The sequence below is a fragment of the Deltaproteobacteria bacterium genome, from assembly GCA_020848745.1.
GTDB lineage: Bacteria > Desulfobacterota > Binatia > UTPRO1 > UTPRO1 > UTPRO1.
The window spans coordinates 42,905-58,253 of record JADLHM010000046.1; the positions used below are offsets into that span (position 1 = coordinate 42,905).

Sequence of the window (15,349 nt, forward strand, 5' to 3'; positions counted from 1 at the left end):
GGGCCGAAGATGGATCGAGCATCGGCAATGGTGGTGGCGGAAGTCCTCATGCTCCTCTCGTTCAGCCGCCGAGCTGGAACATCTCGCGGCGCGCAACGGTTTCGTTCTCATGCAGTCGGTGTCCCGTTGGCTTCGCGCCGACGGCTCGCAGCAGCACGTCCGCCACCGCGGACACGCCGCCCTGCGCGAGCGCACGTCGCACGTCGAGCTCGTCGTCGTTCAACAGGCAGAGGTGGAACTTGCCCTCCGCCGTCAAGCGCATGCGATTGCAGGTCCCGCAGTACGGTCGACTGACGGGACTGATGAATCCGATCGTGCCGAGCGCGCCCGCGAGCCGCGTGTTGCGCGATTCGTCGGAGGGATCCTCAGATTCGAGCGCGATCAACGGACCGAGCTCCGCTACGATCCTCGCCTCCGTCTCGGCGCTCGGCACGAAGCCCGATCGTGACACCTCCGCGGGCTCACCGCCCCCGAGCGGCATCAACTCGATGAATCGCACGTGCCACGCCCGGTCCCGCGTCAAGGCTGCGAGGCTCACGACGTCCTCGTCGTTGAACCCCCGCGTCACGACGGCGTTCAACTTGATTGGCAGGAGTCCCGCGCGCTCTGCCGCCTCGATTCCTGCCCAGATCTCCTCGAGCGTACCGAGACGCATGATCTTGGCGAGACGCTCCCGGTCGAGGGTATCGAGATGCACATTGACGCGGCGCAAGCCCGCCCGTGCGAGCGCCGGCGCCACCCGCGGCAAGAGGACGCCGTTGGTCGTGAGCGCGAGATCCCGGACTCCGTCGATGCGCGCGATGCGCTCCACGATCTCCACGAGATCCGCGCGCAACGTCGGCTCGCCCCCCGTGAGACGGAACTTGCGGAACCCGACTCCGACGGCGGCCCGTGCGACGGTCTCGATCTCGCTCGCGGTCAACCACGGGGAGCCGGAGGCCGATCGCCGCGCGTCCATGGGCATGCAATACACGCAGCGGAGATTGCAGTGATCGACCAGAGAAATACGTAGGTAGTCGATCTGGCGATGGAATCGATCACGTGGCAACGTCGCGGATTGTTTCGTCGGCGCTTCGATCTGTCAAGGTTGTGACGCTCGCCGGAGGGAGATCGATCGCGTCAGAGCCTGCGCTCTTCGACCTCGGTGATGATGTCCGCGAGCGCTTGTCGATAGGACGAATAGGGCAGCTCTTCGAGCAGGGCACGCGCCCGGACCGTATAGTCCTCCGCGAGTCGGCGGACCTCGATCAGGACTCCGAGATCGCGCACGCGCTTGAGGGCCGCGTCGACGTCCGTGTCGGAGCACTCGGGGGTCGTGAATACTCGTCGGACCTCCGCGTCCCGTGCGGCAGCCAGCACGAGCGGCAACGACGGATTGCCGTCACGCAGGTCGATCCCCACCGGCTTCCCCGTCCGCGCATCGCCTTCGACGTCGAGGAGATCGTCGATGATCTGGAATGCCATTCCGATGTTGAAGCCGCACAGACCCATCGCGTCCGCGCCGCGCTCGTCGACGCGCGCGAGATGCGCAGCCACGCGCGCACCCTGCGAGAAGAGAGACGCGGTCTTGCGGGCAATGATCTCGAGATAGTCGTCCATCGTGGTCGACGGATTGCGTCGGAAGCGACCCTGCATCACCTCACCCTCGGTGAGACTGATACAGGCATCGGCCGCCCAACGTACGATGCGCTCCTCGAAACGACCGCAGAGCTCGAAGGCCTTGCTGAAGAGAAAATCGCCCGTCACGAGGGTGTTGGCGAGACCGTATCGGAGGAAGGCGGAGGGGCGGCCGCGGCGCGTCTCGCCACCGTCGATGATGTCGTCGTGCAACAGTGTCGCCGAATGGATGAGTTCGAGGGCGATCGCCACGTCGATCATGTCGGTAACGTCGCGTCCGCCGCACGCCTTGAAGACGAGCAGGGCGACTGCAGGCCGCACCCGCTTTCCGCCCCCCTGGATCAAGTGCAGGGCGACTTCCGAGAGCAGCGGCTCGCGCGAAGCCATGAGCTGCTCCATCTTCTGTTCGACGCGCGCGAGGTCTTCGGCGATCAAGCCCAGATCAACGGACCCACGCGACCCGTGGACGCGCCGCCCGGGAGCATCGTTTGACGGATTCACTCGCGCTTCCTTCCTGACCGCGGCGCCAGCGCCGAGCGGCGGTCAGCTAACGGCAAAGCTCCCGTCTTGTCAAGGCGATGTCGAGCGTCCCCGAGGCGATGGGTCGTCGTGGCGCGTACGTTGCAATGAGGCGGAACCGCCAGTACGCTCCGATGCTTCGCTCGTGGCCTCGCTCGACGACGTACGCACGGCATTGAGCCGCGTGATCCACCCCGGCTTCTCGCACGACATCGTATCGCTGGGAGTCGTGCGCGACGTCTCGCTCCGCGACGGCCACGTGACCGTGACGCTCGATGCTCCCTCGCGAAAGCGCGCGGTCGTGGAAGCGCTCCACGACGCGATCGCGACCGAGCTGCGCCGGATCGTCGGAGTCGCGGAAGTCACGATCATACCCGCGACATCCGCCGAGGCGATCCGCGAACAGCCCCAAGGCCCGCGAGCGCTCGAGCCCCTCCCGGGCGTCGCGCACATCGTGGCCGTCGCAAGCGGCAAGGGCGGGGTCGGAAAGTCGACGGTGGCGGTGAACCTTGCGCTCGCGCTGTCGGGACGCGGGCTGCGCGTCGGGCTACTCGACGCGGACGTCCACGGGCCGAGTGCGCCCCTCATGACCGGAACGACCGACGCGCGACCGCAGATGGTCGAGGGCAAGAAGATCGTTCCCATCCGACGCAACGGCATCGCGATCGTGTCGATGGGATTCTTCGTCGACGATCGCTCGCCCGTCATCTGGCGCGGGCCGATGGTCATGAGCATCGTCCGGCAGTTCTTGAAGGATGTCCTGTGGGGCGATCTCGACGTGCTGGTCGTCGACCTGCCGCCCGGCACCGGCGACGCGCAGCTCACCCTCCTGCAGGAAGTGCCGATCGCAGGCGGCGTCATCGTGACAACGCCCCAGGACGTCGCGCTGCAGGACGTCCGGCGTGGCATCAGCATGTTCGCGACGGTCCAGACTCCGGTCCTGGGGATCGTCGAGAACATGAGCGGATACGTCTGCCCGCACTGCAACGAGCACGATCCAATTTTTGCGACGGAGGGCGGAGTGCGAGAGGCCGAATCTCTCGGAGTGCCATTGCTCGGTCGTCTTGCGTTGGTCACCGAGTTGCGGGCCGCCATGGATCGCGGCACACCCCTCGTCGTCGCGCAGCCGGACCATCCGGTCGCGATGACTTTTCGCGAGCTCGCCGGACGCATCGCGACGGCGCTCCGACTAGTTCACGACGAACCGCTCTGAGTTCACGACTTTACGCTTCCCTGCCGACGTGTTACCGGTAGCGGCTGCGTTCAGTCGTCCCTTGGAGGTTATCTCGATGTCCACGAAGATCACGGAAGAATGCATCAACTGCGGCGCTTGCGAGCCCGAGTGCCCCAATACGGCGATCTACGAAGGCGGCGCCCCGTGGGAAAACAACGGCGAAAAACATCCCGCGATCGCAGCCGACATTTACTACATCGTTCCCGAGAAGTGCACCGAGTGCGTGGGCTTCTTCGATCAGGAGCAATGCGCCGCGGTGTGCCCCGTTGATTGCTGCGTTCCGAATCCCGACGATCCCGAAACCGAGGAGCAGCTCATCGTGAAGGCGCGCGTGATCCATCCCGATCAGACCTTCGACGTGGGATGCCCGTCACGTTTTCGTAAGAAGTAGGCGCATGCGGGTGCCGGTGCGTCGCGGCCGGTCGAAAGCGCTCCCGGATCCCTTTACAAGCCATACCCCCTTCGTTATACCAGCCGCGATTTTCTCGCTTTTTCGTCATGTTGCGCCATTCGAGCGAGGAACAGGGGACTGCGGCTATGACTAAGATTCGAGTAGGTATCGTCGGTGTTGGCAACTGCGCGAGCAGTCTCGTGCAAGGCGTGGAGTACTACCGCCGCGCCGCCGCCGATCCGGGCGCCGAACACCCGGGTCTGATGCACTACGACCTCGGCGGGTATCTGCCGCACGATCTCGAAATCTCGTGTGCCTTCGACATCGATCGCCGCAAGGTCGGGCAGCCCCTGCACCATGCGATCTTCGCGAAGCCGAACAAGGCGGTCGACATCTGGCGGGATCTCCCCGATTCCGGCGTCACGGTCGGCATGGGGCCGATACTCGACGGGGTCTCGGAGCACATGGCCGATTATCCCGACGATGAGACGTTTCTGCCGTCGGACGCCTCGGTCGTCGACGTCGCCAAGGTCCTGAAAGCGACCGGCACCGAAGTCCTGATCAGCTATCTTCCGGTCGGCAGCCAGCAGGCCGCCGAGCACTACGCCAACGCATGCCTCGAAACCGGCACCAGCCTGATCAACTGCATGCCGGTCTTTCTCGTATCGGATCCGACCTGGGGCGAGCGCTTCACGGCCCGAGGCATTCCGGCCGTCGGCGACGACATCAAGTCGCAGGTCGGCGCGACCATCGTCCATCGGACGCTCGCGAAGCTCTTCGCGGACCGCGGCATCAAGCTCGACCGCACCTACCAACTCAACACCGGCGGCAACACCGACTTCCTGAACATGCTGAACCGTACTCGCTTGGGATCGAAGAAGGTTTCCAAGACGGAGGCGGTCCAGGCGGTGATGCCGCAGCGCTTGCCCGCCAAGGACGTCCACATCGGCCCCAGCGACTACGTACCGTGGCAGGGAGACAACAAGGTCTGCTTCCTCCGCATGGAGGGCCGTGCGTTCGGCAACATCCCCATGGAATTGGAGTTGCGCCTCTCCGTGCAGGACAGCCCGAACTCGGCCGGCGTGGCGATCGACGCCATTCGCTGCTGCCGCCTCGCCCGAGACCGCAAGGTGGGCGGTCCTTTGCGCAGTGTTTCCGCGTACCTGATGAAGCACCCCCCGACCCAGATCACCGACGATCTCGCGCGCGATCTGGTCGAGAAGTTCATCAGCGGAGACATCGAGCACTGAGAGGTTCTCGCCGCGGTCATGTGCCATCCCTGGCTCGCCGCGGGCGTCTCCGGATTCCTGGCGATCGTCATCGTTCGGGAGGTCGTGCCGGTTCTCCGTGCGTCGGCGACGAGCGACGCCTGGCCGCAATCGGGGCTTCTCGGCATTGAGCTTCGGCGTTGGTTCCGGAATCGCACCAGGCCACTCGCCGATGTCGCGCTGGCCGGAGGACTGACCGCGAACGGGGTGACCCTCCTTCAACTCGTACCGAGCCTGGGATGCGCCCTGGCCTACGCTCGAGGTTGGCTGTTCACGGCCGGCTGGCTGCTGATCGCATCGGGCACACTCGACGTTCTCGACGGAGAGATGGCGCGGCGCGACGGGCGCAACGGATCGCACGGGGCATTCATCGACTCGATGGTGGACCGTTACGGCGAGGCGATCGTCTTCGCGGGCCTCGTGGCGCTCTACCGGAAGGAATGGATGTTGTGGCTGGTACTGTCGGCGTGGGTTGGAGGATTTCTCGTGAGCTACGTACGGGCCCGCGCTGAGAGCCTCGGGGTGGAATGCCGCGAGGGACTGCTGCAACGTCCGGAGCGATACGTCATTTTGGGAGGAGCCTCGATGGTCGACTCGCTCGTGCGGCACTTCACTTGCGATCCGGCGGGAGGTCACAGTCTCCTGACAGCCGGTATCGGTCTCCTCGCGGTACTCGCCAACGTCACGGCGGCGCAGCGCATCCACGGGACGTGGCAGCGGCTCGCATGACGGAATCCGACGTGTCCTGGATCGCGCCCGCGAGCGGCATCCTCGGCGTATTTCTCACCGTGCTGGGCGCGGGCCTCGTCCTCGACGCGGATTGGTGGTGGCGCGGCGGCACATTCATAGGTGTCGGCGCACTGATGCTCGTGGGCCCCCGACGGTCCGGAGAGCCGTCGTGAACCGCACCACGCGCACGCTCCTCGGGATCGCCATCTCCATCGTCGCCCTGTATCTCGCGATGCCACCGCGCGACGAATGGGGCAACGTCGTCGCGGCGTTCGCGCGAGTCCAGTACGCGTACGTGGTCCCCATCGCCCTGATCAGCGCCTACAGCATCGTCGTGCGCTGTCAGCGTTGGCGCTTGTTGCTGCGCCCCGTCGGCACGATCCCGTTTCTGCCACTTTTCTCGGCCACATCGGTCGGCTTCCTCTGCAACATGGTGCTGCCGCTCCGTGTAGGTGAGGTCATTCGCCCGGTTCTGCTCGCCAACCGGATGAACGTTCCGGTGAGCAGCGTCCTCGCCTCGGTGCTGCTCGAGCGCTTGCTCGACATGCTGACGATTCTCGTTTTTCTCGGCCTCGTGATGTGGCTGATGCCCGTTTCGGACACGATCCGCCAGAGCGGCATCGTCTTCCTCCTGTTCGCGCTCTTCGCGATCGCCATGGTCGCTTCTCTCCAACGGCGGCACCCGCTCGCCCTCGCGTTCTTACGATGCATCCTCGCTCGCATGCCGCCGGGCATCCGCGAGCGCGCCGAGGCCGCCCTGCAAAGCTTCATCGGCGGCTTGCAGGGAATCGGCACGGGAGCCGCGCTCCTCTGGATCCTCGGCTATTCCGTGTTCCTCTGGATCGTCATCGCCTCCGTGTTCGGAATCGGGTTTCTCGCCTGCGGCCTCGAGGTACCGCTCGTCAGCGGCGCGCTCGCTCTGGTGACTGTCGTGGCGGGTGCCGTATCCGCGCCGTCGGCTCCGGGCTTCATCGGCACGTTTCAAGCCGGGTGCATCGTCGCGCTCGGCCTGTTCGGCATCAGCCGGGCGGATGCCATCCCCTACGCGTTCGTCGTATGGGCCGCGCAGTGGCTCACGCAGGTGATCTTGGGGGTTGTCTTTCTCTTGCGTGAGAACATAAGGTTCGGCGATGTGCGGGCCGCTGAAGAGCCCCCACCCTGACTGGTGAGCCTCACGAACAAAACGATCGTGCTCGGCGTGACGGGCGGCATCGCGGCCTACAAGACGCCCGACGTAGTGCGCGCACTCGTCACCGCCGGCGCGCGCGTTCGCGTGATCCTCACGCAGTCCGCGGAGCACTTCGTGACTGCGCTCGCGCTTCAGACGGTCTCGGGTCAACCCGTGGCGCGGGGGCTTTTCGATCTGACGGAAGAGTCCGAGATCGGACACATCCGCCTCGCCGATGAGGCCGACGCGCTCGTGATCACGCCGGCGACGGCGAACGTAATCGCCAAGCTCGCACACGGGCTCGCCGACGACCTCCTCAGCACCGTCGCTCTCGCCACGCGCGCTCCGCTGCTCGTTTGTCCCTCGATGAACGTGCACATGTACGAACATCCGACCGTGCGTGCCAACCTCGCTCACCTCCGCGCGGCGGGGCACGCGATTCTGGAGCCCGATGCCGGCTTCCTCGCGTGCGGCTACAGTGGTGCGGGCCGCCTCCCCGACGCCGCCGCCATCGTCGAGGAAGTGCGGGCCATCGTCGGCCCGAAAGATCTCGCGAGCCTACGGGTCGTCGTGTCGGCGGGTCCCACCTGGGAGGCCCTCGATCCCGTTCGACACATCGCGAATCGCTCCTCGGGAAAGATGGGCTACGCCCTCGCGCGTCTGGCTCGTCGTCGGGGTGCGGACGTGACGCTGATCAGCGGCCCGACGTCGCTGGAGCCGCTCCGCGGGGTTCGCACCGTTCCTGTCGTGAGCGCACGCGAGATGGAGCAGGCCGTCCTGAGCGAAGCCGCGACAGCCGACGTCGTGATCATGGCGGCGGCGGTCGGCGATTTCCGACCGGCCGATTCCTCGCGTCACAAGATCAAGCGCGGCCGCGCGGATCTCGAGCTCCGGCTGGTCCCGAATCCCGACATTCTCGCAAGGCTCGGAGCGCTCACGGGTCCCCGCTTGCTGGTCGGGTTCGCCGCCGAGACACGCGACCTCGTCGCCAATGCCCGCCGGAAGCTGCAGGCGAAAGGTGTCCATCTGATGATCGCCAACGACGTGACCGCTGAGGGCGCGGGCTTCGATGTCGACACGAACATCGTCACCATCCTGGACCGCGGTGGTCGCGTTGAGCGCCTGACGAAGATGAGCAAGGAGGACGTCGCCGCGGCGATTCTGGACCGCGTCGTCGATCTTCACCGAGTTCGGGAAAGCTCGGGAGCCAAGCGGCACGAGCCCCGACGCCGCTGACGCGACCCCGGACCTAACACATCCCGCAGACGTGCGCCTTCAACTCCGGCACCACCTTCGCCGTAATGGAATCCTGCAAGGACGGCGTCAGCTGGCGCTTCTTTCGCAACAACCGCAGCCGCTTGCGGATCTGTTCGGCGCGCTCCAGGTGCTCGCGTCCGGTCGGATCGAGCCGGACGCACGCGGCCTTCCGGCCATTGGTCAGCATGTCGAGCGCGGCGTGGGAGCAGAGATCGCCGTAGCGGACGACATCGCCCGGCGGGAGCGGATAGCGTGACCGGGCCCCCAATCGATGCATCATCTTGCGCCACTGCTCCACGCGGTGAAGTGCCATGACGGAGTTGAAGATGCGCTTGTTCGTCCGAAACGAGAACAAGGTGCGCTCCACGACGCGCTCCATCAGGTCGTCGCAATCCGGATAGAACCGGCTGACGACGTCGCGGAGGCGCTTCCAATCGTCCTCCCGCTGCAAAGCGTCGAATCGCGCTTCCCAATAAACGTGTTTCAAAGCCCGAGCTCGGAAGCTCGCGATGAGCTGGAGAGGGACGTAGTAGTTGTGCGAGTAGGTATCCGCGGCGAGATGAGTCAGGTAGCCGTATGCGAACGCACGCTCCGAACCCGTCGCCGCGCTCTCCAGTACCTGCCATCCCACGTTCCACGAATGGCAGTGGTAGCGGAGATCGCGCGCGAACTTCTTCGCCTGGACGATGTCCGCCCCGACGCAGCCGTACAGATATGCGTCGGGAAAGGCGCGCAGGATTTCTTGAAGGGCGGAGGGCAGGGTGTTAATCCCCGCCAGCATGGTCGCGCCGTGCACCAGGTGGGTGACCGGCCCCCAAGCCTGCGCCTCCTGCGGGACGAGCAGGACCATCACAGCAGCGACGAACGACATCGGTCCCATCACGATGATAAGCGTACTCCCCGCGCCAGGCGCCCACAACCGTCAACCTTGAGGACTCGTTGGACGAGCGATCTGAGCTCCTCGAGCTGATACGGAGCGCGCGGGCGCACGTCGACTGGCTGCGCGAGACCGCCGTCGAAGCGGTCTCGTCCGAGCGTCCGGCGACACCGCCACGGGAGGGGGGCATACGAGAAACCCCACCGTCGGGAGTATCCGAGGACACCGCGCCGCCCGTGCCGAGCCTCACGTCGCCCATCGGGGCGGTGCCGGCCCCAGCGGTCGCGGAGGATACGGTCGATTTCCTGACGCATCCGGGCGTCAGGGAGAGTCGAACGCTTGCCGCGCTCCGCACGGTCATCGGGGATTGCCAGCGCTGCAAGCTCGCGAGCACCCGCACGCAAGTCGTTTACGGCGTGGGCAATCCCGACGCCGATCTGGTGTTCGTCGGCGAAGCGCCGGGGCACGACGAAGACATGAGCGGCGAGCCCTTCGTCGGCCCCGCGGGACAGCTTCTCACGGAGATCATCGTGAAGGGCATGAAGATCCGGCGCCAAGACGTCTACATTGCGAACATCATCAAGTGCCGGCCAGCCAAGAATCGCAATCCCGAGCCAGACGAGATCGCCGCGTGCGAGCCGTTCCTGAAACACCAGTTGCACCTGATCCGGCCGAAGGCGATCGTGGCGCTCGGTAGCTTCGCGGCACAATGCCTCCTCAAGACGCGAACGCCAATCTCGCGACTGCGCGGCGTGTGGGCGAGCTATCAGGGCATCCCGCTGATGCCGACATTCCACCCCGCGTACCTGCTCCGGAATCCCTCCGACAAGCGCCTGGTCTGGCGTGACATCCAGCAAGTGATGGCGCTCCTCGGGCTGCGGTAGCCTCTGGGCTCGAGCCGAATCCCGTGCAGTCCCGGTGAGTTGACTGCCTCTGCGGTTCCGAGTTACACCGCCCGTTCGCCCATGGATCTCGGCGTCCTCGACTATGCGCTCGATCCGGCGCTGATCGCCCAACAACCTTTGCCTACCCGCGATGCGAGCCGGATGCTGGTCGTCGAGCGCTCCTCCGGCACGCGCACCGACACGCACGTGCAGCGGCTCGAGGAGTGGCTGCACCCCGGCGATCTTCTGGTCATCAATGACGCCGAGGTGATGGCGGCCCGACTCCACGGCACGCGGCCGACCGGAGGCGCCATCGAGGTGCTCCTCGTCGAGCGCGTCGAAGGCACCACCTGGAAGTGCATGGCGCGCGGCGCCGGCCGAATCTCTGCCGGTGAATCGATCCGCTTCGGCGACCAACTGAGCGGCACGTGGGGTGAGCGGTTGGACGACACGTACCGCACGCTTCGCTTGCGCTGCGAGGGCAACGTCGACGCCACCCTGCGCCGTGTGGGCGAGCTGCCGCTGCCCCCGTACATCCGCCGACCGGAGGGCCCGTCGTCCCTCGACCGCGAACGCTACCAGACCATGTTCGCTCGCAGCCCCGGCGCGATCGCCGCTCCCACTGCGGGCTTGCATTTCACGCCGCGCCTCGTGGCCAATCTCGCCCGGCACGGCGTCGGATGCACTCCCCTCACGCTCGTCGTCGGTCCCGCGACGTTCCTTCCCATCCGTACGGCATCCCTGGCGGAGCACAACGTTCCGTCGGAACGTTTCGTCATCCCGGAAGAAACCGCCTCCGCCATCACCGAGGCCCGCGCCAGAGGCGGCCGTATCGTCGCCGTCGGAACGACCTCGGTGCGTGCCCTGGAGACCGCCGCGGACGACGAGGGCGTCGTGCAGCCGGGAAGCGGGCGGACGAAGCTCCTCGTCGGCCCCGGATTCCGCTTCCGGGCCGTCGATGCCCTGTTCACCAACTTCCACTTGCCGCGTTCGAGCCTCCTTGCGCTCGTCGCGGCCTTTGCCGGCGTCGAGACCACGCTGGCCGCGTATCGGGCGGCCACCGCGGCCGGCTATCGCTTCTACAGCTACGGCGACGCCATGTTGATCGTGTGACCATCTTCCGCTTGCTTCACGAGGACGCGACGAGTCGCGCTCGCCGTGGCCGCCTCACGCTCGCCCACGGCGTCGTCGAGACACCCGCGTTCATGCCGGTGGCGACCCACGGGAGCGTCAAAGGGCTCACCCCACTGCAGATCCGCGAGACCGGGGCGGAGATGATTCTCTCGAATGCGTACCATCTCTGGCTACGACCAGGATGCGACGTCATCGAGACCGCGGGCGGACTGCACCGCTTCTGCGGCTGGAGCGGCCCCATCCTCACGGACAGCGGCGGCTATCAGATCTTCTCGCTGGCGTCCCTGGCACGCGTCAGCGACGACGGGGTGACCTTCCGATCGCACATCGACGGGAGCACGCACGCGCTCACGGTCGAGGAAGTCGTGCGCGCCCAGGAGCGTCTCGGCAGTGACGTGGCGATGATCCTCGACGAATGCCCGCCGGGCGACGCCGACCGGGGCACTGTGGCGGCGGCGACGGAGCGCACCGCGCGCTGGGCCGAGCGTGCCGCGGCCGCGCGTTCACGTGCCGACCAGGCCGTATTCGGCATCGTGCAGGGCGGTACGCACCTCGACCTCCGGCAGCAGAGCGCCCGGGCGGTGATCCGGCTCGGATTCGACGGATATGCCCTCGGTGGCCTCTCGGTCGGCGAACCGCGACCCGATACGTGGCGCATCGCCGCTGCGACGACGCCGCACCTACCCGCCGATCAACCGCGCTACTTCATGGGCGCCGGAACGCCGACCGATCTCGTACGGCTCGTGGCCGCCGGGGTGGACCTCTTCGATTGCGTGCTGCCGACACGCCTGGCGCGAAACGGCACACTCTTTACGAGCGCTGGCCCGGTGGTGATCCGCCATGCCCGTTACGCCGCCGACCCCCGTCCCGTCGACGAGGCGTGCACCTGCTATTCGTGCCGGCATTTCGGTCGAGCGTACCTGCGCCACCTCCTGATGGCACGCGAACCGCTCGCCGTAACGCTCAACACGCTGCACAACGTCACGTACTATCAACGATTGATGCTACGGATGCGAGAAGCCATCGCCACCGACACATTCGGAGCATTCGCCGCGTCGCGCGAATGGACGCCATCGGCGGCGACAGAGGAGGGTACATGGACGGCTTAGCCTGGGCTCAGGGTGCGGGAGGACCGGCGGCGGGTCCGAGTACGCTCGTCAATCTACTTCCGATCGCGCTCATGTTCGTGATCCTGTACTTCCTCATGATCCGGCCCCAGCAGAAGCGGGCCAAAGAGCACGAAACGATGGTGCAGAATCTGAAGCGAGGAGACGACGTGGTCACGAGCGGCGGTATCCACGGCCGCATTCAGGCGATCGCCGACAAGATCCTCACCGTAGAGGTCGCCCCGAACGTGCGCATCCGCCTGGATCGCGATCAGGTGGCGACAGTGCTGCGCGGCGCTCGCACTGAAGAGAAAGACAAGGAGAAAGCATGAAGCTCGGATATCGTGTCGCCTTGGTGGCCGTCCTGCTGTTGGTGAGCGGCGTCTACCTCCTCCCCGTGCTCACCACCGTGCCGGCATGGTGGCCGTCCGTGCTCCCCCGCGAAGCCCTGCGCCTCGGTCTCGATTTACAGGGCGGGATCCATCTGATCCTCCAGGTCGAGGGTGACAAGGCCGTCGAAACGGCTCTCAACGGGACGATGGAGGACCTCAAGCGTGAGCTCACGGAGGCGCAGGTCGCGACGAGCAAGCTCGAGCGGGCGGGCAAGCGGATCCACCTCCAGCTCCGCGACGCGAGCAAGAGCTCGGCGCTCTCCGACCTCTTGAAGAACCAGTTTCCCATCCTCGTGGCTGCCGCCGATCCGACCGCCCAGCCGGGAGACACGGTCCTCGGCTTCGACGACCGCGAAGAGCGCCGCATCCGCGAGTTCGCCGTAGACCAGTCCATCGAGACGATCCGCAATCGCATCGATCAGTTCGGCGTACGCGAGCCGGTCATTCAACGCAGCGGTACGGATGGGATCCTGGTGCAGCTCCCCGGTATCCAGGACCCGCAACGTGCCAAGGATCTGATCGGCAAGACCGCCGTGCTGGAATTCAAGCTGGTCGCGGGCAGTGCCGATCCGGCCAAACCCTCGAGCGGCACCGAAGTTCTTCCCGGCGAAGAACGTGACCCCGTGACCGGCCAGATGAACAGCAAAGTCACGTACACCCTCGAACGCAAGACTCTGATGACCGGCGAAGTCATCGCCGACGCGCGCGTGCGACCTTCAACCCAGATGGAAGGCCCGTACGTGGAGCTCGTGCTCAACAGCCGTGGAGCGAAGCTCTTCGAGGAGATCACGGCGTCGAGCGTGAACCGACAGCTCGCGATCGTGTTGGACGGAAAGGTGAAGTCGGCTCCGGTGATCCGCGAACGTATCGGTGGGGGGCGAGCTTCCATCACCGGCAACTTCGATCTCCGCGAGGCACGCGATCTTGCGATCGTACTTCGCGCGGGGGCGCTCCCCGCACCCGTCACCCTCGCCGAGGAGCGCACGGTAGGCCCGACGCTCGGACGCGACTCGATTCAGCAGGGAATGATCTCGTTCGCAGTCGGTGGCGCGCTCGTGATCATCTTCATGCTGGTCTATTACAAGGGCGCCGGGATCCTCGCCGACCTCGCGCTGCTCCTGAACGTGGTATTCATCCTCGCGGCGCTCGCGGCCCTCGAAGCGACCGTGACCCTGCCGGGAATCGCCGGCCTCGTCTTGACGCTCGGCATGGCCGTCGATGCGAACGTGTTGATCAACGAACGCATCCGCGAGGAGCTCCGCCTCGGAAAGACCGTTCGGGCAGCGATCGAGGCCGGCTACGAGCGGGCACTTCCCGCAATTCTCGACTCGAACATCACGACGTTCCTGTCGGGTCTCATCCTCTTCCAGTTCGGCTCGGGACCCGTCAAAGGCTTCGCGGTGACGCTCTGCATCGGCCTCGTCACCTCCGTTTTCACGGCGGTCGTCTGCACCCGAATCGTCTACGATTTCATGTTGAGCCGCCGCCGCATGCAGACGATCAGCATCTGACGCAACGAAACCCATCAACTTGATATGATTGAGCTTTTCGAGATCTCCGCACGGTGGCGGGAGGGCCGTTCGGCTTGACCTCTTTTTTCGGCCCGTGGTATGCCACGACCATTCATCCGACTGGAGCGCACGTACTCGATGCTCGACCGGGACGACATCTACCTGAACAGCAAAGAGGTAGCGCAGATACTCGACGTCAGCCCCGACACGGTCAACGAGTTCGCCCGCAAGCATCTCCTGCCGGCATTCAAACAAGGGCGACAATGGCGCTTCCGAAAGCGTGACATCGCGTCGTTCAAACGGCAGCTACGGGGCACCACCGCAGCTTAGCGTCGCGGGCTTTCAACCTCGGTTTGCCGTCGAGTCTTGAGTTCGCAAGGGGGGCGCATGGCGGGTCAGCGCAACGGGGCGGAGCGTAGGTCGTCGTCGGACCCACAGCGAAGCAAGATCTACGCGGAATTCTCCCACCTCTATGATCTGATCTTTCAACGGATTTTCTTTCCTCGCATCGCAAGCGTCATCAAGTCTCTCCACATCGAGCCCGGCGCTCGCGTGCTCGAAGTGGGGGTGGGGACCGGACTCTCTCTTAGCGCCTATCCCTCCCACTGTGACGTGGTCGGCATCGATCTCTCGCAGGAGATGTTGGATCAAGCAGAAGAAAAGGTCCGCGAGCGTGGCTGGAACCACATCAGCCTCCGCCAGATGGACGCACTCGATCTGAGCTTCCCCGACGACAGCTTCGACTACATCATGGCGTTCCACGTCGTGAGCGTCGTTCCCGACGCGACCAAGCTCCTCGACGAAGCGCGTCGCGTGTTGCGTCCGAACGGGACGTTGGTGATCATCAACCATTTCCGCAGCGAACGGCCCATCATCGGGTCGTTGGTGGAAATGGCCGACCCCGTCACACGCAAACTCGGCTGGCGGACGACCCTCCGACTGGTCGACATGTTCAACGGCGCCCCCGTGGCCATCGAGCGACAATTCAAGACTTCGCCACGCTCTCTTTTCACCGTCGTAATCGCGCGAAACCAGAAGGAGATGCGCGCGACCGGTTGAATCATCCGGAGCGCGTCGACTGTGGATAACCTGTGGGTTACGGATCGGATGATTAATCGCGCACTTGCCGACTGCAGCCCGCATGCTGATCGCAAGATCCGATGATCAGCACCCAAATCTTCCATAAACCATTGGATCTACAATCAAAAATCCATGATTCTTCACGATCGATCATTTGCCGTGATCCAATCTGACGCACTCGA

General features: G+C 65.3%; 16 protein-coding genes. 13 read left to right on the top strand and 3 right to left on the bottom strand.

Features of this window, described 5'->3' with window-relative positions; genetic code table 11:
* Positions 1-61: 61 nt before the first annotated feature.
* Positions 62-1,048, bottom strand: coding sequence for a GTP 3',8-cyclase MoaA (gene moaA / locus IT293_05960; protein ID MCC6764191.1), 987 nt, complete (start codon positions 1,046-1,048; stop codon positions 62-64).
* A gap of 71 nt (positions 1,049-1,119) precedes the next feature.
* Entirely contained in the window at positions 1,120-2,052 is a 933-nt protein-coding gene (locus IT293_05965; protein ID MCC6764192.1) for a polyprenyl synthetase family protein, read from the bottom strand.
* Between the two features lie 229 nt (positions 2,053-2,281).
* Here IT293_05965 and IT293_05970 point away from each other — a divergent pair, with 229 nt between their 5' ends.
* The 7 genes from IT293_05970 to coaBC all read left to right on the top strand — a co-directional run bounded on the left by IT293_05970 (position 2,282) and on the right by coaBC (position 8,162).
* Positions 2,282-3,349, top strand: coding sequence for an Mrp/NBP35 family ATP-binding protein (locus IT293_05970; protein MCC6764193.1), 1,068 nt, complete (start codon positions 2,282-2,284; stop codon positions 3,347-3,349).
* A 76-nt stretch (positions 3,350-3,425) separates the two neighbouring features.
* Entirely contained in the window at positions 3,426-3,761 is a 336-nt protein-coding gene (locus IT293_05975) for a YfhL family 4Fe-4S dicluster ferredoxin (GenBank protein ID MCC6764194.1), read from the top strand.
* Between the two features lie 146 nt (positions 3,762-3,907).
* Positions 3,908-5,011: an inositol-3-phosphate synthase gene (locus IT293_05980; GenBank protein ID MCC6764195.1), complete on the top strand. Its 1,104-nt coding sequence runs from the start codon at positions 3,908-3,910 to the stop codon at positions 5,009-5,011.
* A gap of 18 nt (positions 5,012-5,029) precedes the next feature.
* Positions 5,030-5,758, top strand: a complete 729-nt coding sequence (locus IT293_05985) for a CDP-alcohol phosphatidyltransferase family protein (protein ID MCC6764196.1) — start codon at positions 5,030-5,032, stop codon at positions 5,756-5,758.
* 11 nt (positions 5,759-5,769) lie between these two features.
* Positions 5,770-5,931 carry a hypothetical protein gene (locus tag IT293_05990; GenBank protein MCC6764197.1) on the top strand — a complete coding sequence of 54 codons (162 nt, stop codon included), beginning with the start codon at positions 5,770-5,772 and terminating at the stop codon, positions 5,929-5,931.
* Complete coding sequence (locus IT293_05995) at positions 5,928-6,920, top strand: flippase-like domain-containing protein (protein MCC6764198.1); 993 nt, start codon at positions 5,928-5,930, stop codon at positions 6,918-6,920. The genes IT293_05990 and IT293_05995 overlap by 4 nt, the downstream gene beginning before the upstream one ends.
* Positions 6,921-8,162: a bifunctional phosphopantothenoylcysteine decarboxylase/phosphopantothenate--cysteine ligase CoaBC gene (gene coaBC / locus IT293_06000; protein MCC6764199.1), complete on the top strand. Its 1,242-nt coding sequence runs from the start codon at positions 6,921-6,923 to the stop codon at positions 8,160-8,162.
* A gap of 13 nt (positions 8,163-8,175) precedes the next feature.
* Here coaBC and IT293_06005 read toward each other — a convergent pair whose 3' ends face one another.
* Positions 8,176-9,066, bottom strand: coding sequence for a zinc dependent phospholipase C family protein (locus IT293_06005; protein MCC6764200.1), 891 nt, complete (start codon positions 9,064-9,066; stop codon positions 8,176-8,178).
* A 56-nt stretch (positions 9,067-9,122) separates the two neighbouring features.
* Here IT293_06005 and IT293_06010 point away from each other — a divergent pair, with 56 nt between their 5' ends.
* The 6 genes from IT293_06010 to IT293_06035 all read left to right on the top strand — a co-directional run bounded on the left by IT293_06010 (position 9,123) and on the right by IT293_06035 (position 15,146).
* Positions 9,123-9,944, top strand: a complete 822-nt coding sequence (locus IT293_06010; GenBank protein ID MCC6764201.1) for a uracil-DNA glycosylase — start codon at positions 9,123-9,125, stop codon at positions 9,942-9,944.
* Positions 9,945-10,624: 680 nt separating this feature from the next.
* Entirely contained in the window at positions 10,625-12,187 is a 1,563-nt protein-coding gene (gene tgt, locus IT293_06015; GenBank protein MCC6764202.1) for a tRNA guanosine(34) transglycosylase Tgt, read from the top strand.
* Positions 12,175-12,516: a preprotein translocase subunit YajC gene (yajC, locus tag IT293_06020; GenBank protein ID MCC6764203.1), complete on the top strand. Its 342-nt coding sequence runs from the start codon at positions 12,175-12,177 to the stop codon at positions 12,514-12,516. Before tgt ends, yajC begins: the two co-directional genes overlap by 13 nt.
* Positions 12,513-14,087 (top strand): protein translocase subunit SecD, encoded by a 1,575-nt coding sequence (gene secD, locus IT293_06025; protein MCC6764204.1) that lies wholly within the window; start codon positions 12,513-12,515, stop codon positions 14,085-14,087. Before yajC ends, secD begins: the two co-directional genes overlap by 4 nt.
* Positions 14,088-14,225: 138 nt before the next feature.
* The gene (locus tag IT293_06030; GenBank protein MCC6764205.1) at positions 14,226-14,417 is read left to right on the top strand and encodes a helix-turn-helix domain-containing protein; all 192 of its coding nucleotides are present in this window, start codon (positions 14,226-14,228) and stop codon (positions 14,415-14,417) included.
* 57 nt (positions 14,418-14,474) lie between these two features.
* Positions 14,475-15,146 (top strand): class I SAM-dependent methyltransferase, encoded by a 672-nt coding sequence (locus IT293_06035; protein MCC6764206.1) that lies wholly within the window; start codon positions 14,475-14,477, stop codon positions 15,144-15,146.
* Positions 15,147-15,349 lie beyond the last annotated feature (203 nt).

Coding starts and splice junctions, on each gene's coding strand:
- IT293_05975 (MCC6764194.1), top strand. CDS start 3,426: ATGTCCACGAAGATCACGGAAGAATGCATCAACTGCGGCGCTTGCGAG.
- IT293_05980 (MCC6764195.1), top strand. CDS start 3,908: ATGACTAAGATTCGAGTAGGTATCGTCGGTGTTGGCAACTGCGCGAGC.
- IT293_05985 (MCC6764196.1), top strand. CDS start 5,030: ATGTGCCATCCCTGGCTCGCCGCGGGCGTCTCCGGATTCCTGGCGATC.
- tgt (MCC6764202.1), top strand. CDS start 10,625: ATGCACTCCCCTCACGCTCGTCGTCGGTCCCGCGACGTTCCTTCCCAT.
- yajC (MCC6764203.1), top strand. CDS start 12,175: ATGGACGGCTTAGCCTGGGCTCAGGGTGCGGGAGGACCGGCGGCGGGT.
- secD (MCC6764204.1), top strand. CDS start 12,513: ATGAAGCTCGGATATCGTGTCGCCTTGGTGGCCGTCCTGCTGTTGGTG.
- IT293_06030 (MCC6764205.1), top strand. CDS start 14,226: ATGCTCGACCGGGACGACATCTACCTGAACAGCAAAGAGGTAGCGCAG.
- IT293_06035 (MCC6764206.1), top strand. CDS start 14,475: ATGGCGGGTCAGCGCAACGGGGCGGAGCGTAGGTCGTCGTCGGACCCA.